Genomic DNA, 2,587 nt, shown 5'->3' with positions numbered 1-2,587 from the left:
GATTGAGCAAGTGTTTGCTCGTTGTTATCAACCACTATTAAGGTTTTAAACACGACTTTTCCTAGTTAAGTCAGAAATATAAAAAGCATGCCTAATAAAATACTCAGCACTATAAATAGAAACACCCATCGTACTAAGTGGGCATTGCGCGTATCACTTAATACGATGGGTGCTTTAACAAATACCTACTGTAAGTGTTAGCGCTTAAATTGCTTAAGCGACATCTGCTTTATATGCCCTTTTTAAAAACCACACAAACGAGATATTTTTAGCGTGAAGATAAAAAATATTGATTAACTATATTTTCCTATTAATGCAGATTAAAATACGCAAAATTAATATTTTATGAGCGTTATAAATGTCACATCCTGCCTGCCCACAGTGCCAATCTGAATATGTTTACGAAGACCAACAACTGCTTATTTGCCCTGAGTGCGCCTATGAATGGAACCCAAATAGTACAAACGATGAAGACGCAATTTTAGTTAAAGATGCCAATGGAACTCTACTTAGTGATGGCGATAAAGTAACCGTAGCCAAAGATTTAAAAATAAAAGGCAGCTCACAAGTCATTAAAATTGGTACCAAAGCGGTCGTAAGGCGTGTGCTTGATAAAAAAGATCACGAGCTAGATTGTAAAGTAGACGGCATTGGCGAAATGATGGTAACAGCGAAGTTTGTGAAAAAAGCTAACTCGTAGGTCGGATAAAGGGCGAAGCCATGCCATCCGACGCGTAATAAAGGCCGAAATTATTTCATTTAACAAAAACTTTTGTACAAAACTAAAGTGTATTATGAAGCTATAGCTTTGTCGGATGGCGCTTCGCTTATCCGACCTACGAAATATTTATATTTTTTATCCGCACCAATTATTTGCATAAATACCTTGTTTCACGGCTCTATGAAAACTTGAATAAGGCCAATCAGCTACTTGACTAACTAGGCCATGTTTTAACGGATTAAAATGAACATAGTTAACATGATGCCAATAATCATTATCATCCCTAATAGTATGTTCCCAAAAACGGCGCTGCCAAATTCCACGTTCATTTTTACGTTTCCGTGTTTGAGTTAAAAACTCTGTCTTTGGGAGTGATTTTGAAAATCGCTTTTTAATTTCTCGCCAGCGACTCGAATAATCCACATCATCATCTGGTAAAGTCAAAACTGCATGAAGGTGATCGGGCAGCACAACCCATGCATCTATATAAAATGGCCTTTGAGATTTAACAAAACGGATAGACTCTCTTAATAAATCGATATGCTCAACCAACAACGATTTATTCCTATCGAGCAAATTAAATGTAAAAAAGTACGTCCCACCTTTTACATAATTACGACGATATTGCATTGCATATCCATTGTATTATTTGTTACGCATTAGATAAATAAAGCGCAATTTTAGGATATTTACAACATTGACGTAGGTCGGATAAATGGCGAAGCCATGCCATCCGACAATTAATTTATAAGTATAAGCGTTTATTGTATTGATATGGCTTTGCCGGATGGCGCTTAGCTTATCCGACCTACATATAAAACCAATGCTTTATAAAATCTCTACCACATCATATTCATGGTTTTTGCCTACAATAGTTAAACTTACTTCATCATCAAGTTGTTTGCCTAAAAGCTGTTTACCCAGGGGGGCTTCGGGAGTAACAACTTGAATAGTTTGCCCTTTTACTTCAACCGTTAAGCCGCCTGCGGCTGGGCCTAAGTAAAACCATTTTTGTAGGGCGTTTTCATCTTCTAGGCAAACGAGAGAGCTTATAATCACTTTTTTGTGAGTGGGCTCTTTAAAAATGGCTTCAAATTGTTTAATGCTTTTGTAGCAATCGTTTACACGCTCAGCTTGCCCTTGTGCTAAATAAGCGGCTTCGAGTCCTAGGGTATCGTACTGCGTTTCTGCAACGCTTTCTTCGTGAGTTGCGGCGTCGTGCGCGGCTTTTGCTGCTTGTTTTGCGCTGTTTAATTGGGCTTCTAGTGCAAATTTAAGGTGTTCTATTACGTGGGATTTATTCATGAAAGGCGCTAATAACCAATACGGTAAACTATGTGATTAATTTTACCGTTATAAGGCGCTTAAAACCATTATTTTAAGCGCCTGTGTTTTAATGCAGATTTTTAAAAGCATTTATTGCTAGGGCATATCGAGCAACGCTTGCGTTTCTGCATCTTGTTTTTCTTCGTAATTTTTAGCACTTAACCCTAATAGCTCGGGTAACGTGGCGGCAATACAAATAGATGAGAACGTACCTACTACAATGCCGGTAAATAGCGCGATGGCAAAGCCTTGTAATGGCGCGCCCGCGAGGAGCCAAACACTTGCAACTGTAGCAAGTGTGGTACCCGATGTAATAAGCGTACGCGTTAAGGTACTTTTTATGGCGTTGTTAATAATACTTGCGGGGCTAAGCGCATTATTAGATTTAACACGTAAAAGCTCGCGTACTCTATCGCCTACTATTATAGAGTCGTTAAGTGAGTAACCTATAATGGCCAGCAAACTGGCAAGTACCGTTAAATTAAACTCAATACTTAATAGCGAAAATAGCCCCAGTACCAGTAATAAATCATGCACTAG

The 2,587-nt window shown here is 38.4% G+C and carries 4 protein-coding genes; 1 reads left to right on the top strand and 3 read right to left on the bottom strand.

The genetic code is table 11. From position 1 onward, the window contains the following. Positions 1-358 precede the first annotated feature (358 nt). Positions 359-700, top strand: a complete 342-nt coding sequence (locus B2R65_RS01230) for a zinc ribbon domain-containing protein YjdM (RefSeq protein WP_286740428.1) — start codon at positions 359-361, stop codon at positions 698-700. Between the two features lie 156 nt (positions 701-856). Here the strand turns inward: B2R65_RS01230 and B2R65_RS01225 are convergent, their stop codons facing one another. The 3 genes from B2R65_RS01225 to B2R65_RS01215 all read right to left on the bottom strand — a co-directional run. Continuing rightward, positions 857-1,351 (bottom strand): REP-associated tyrosine transposase, encoded by a 495-nt coding sequence (locus tag B2R65_RS01225; protein ID WP_286740426.1) that lies wholly within the window; start codon positions 1,349-1,351, stop codon positions 857-859. Between the two features lie 198 nt (positions 1,352-1,549). Next, positions 1,550-2,026 carry a GreA/GreB family elongation factor gene (locus B2R65_RS01220; RefSeq protein WP_286740423.1) on the bottom strand — a complete coding sequence of 159 codons (477 nt, stop codon included), beginning with the start codon at positions 2,024-2,026 and terminating at the stop codon, positions 1,550-1,552. A 117-nt stretch (positions 2,027-2,143) separates the two neighbouring features. Continuing rightward, on the bottom strand, positions 2,144-2,587 hold a 444-nt coding region (locus B2R65_RS01215; protein ID WP_476748304.1), incomplete at its 5' end, for a protein translocase subunit SecF.

The organism is Pseudoalteromonas sp. UBA2102 (assembly GCF_002331165.1).
GTDB classification, from domain to species: Bacteria; Pseudomonadota; Gammaproteobacteria; order Enterobacterales; family Alteromonadaceae; genus Pseudoalteromonas; species Pseudoalteromonas atlantica.
The sequence above is the reverse complement of the archived record's forward strand: the minus strand, read 5'-3'. Positions and strand labels throughout refer to the sequence as shown.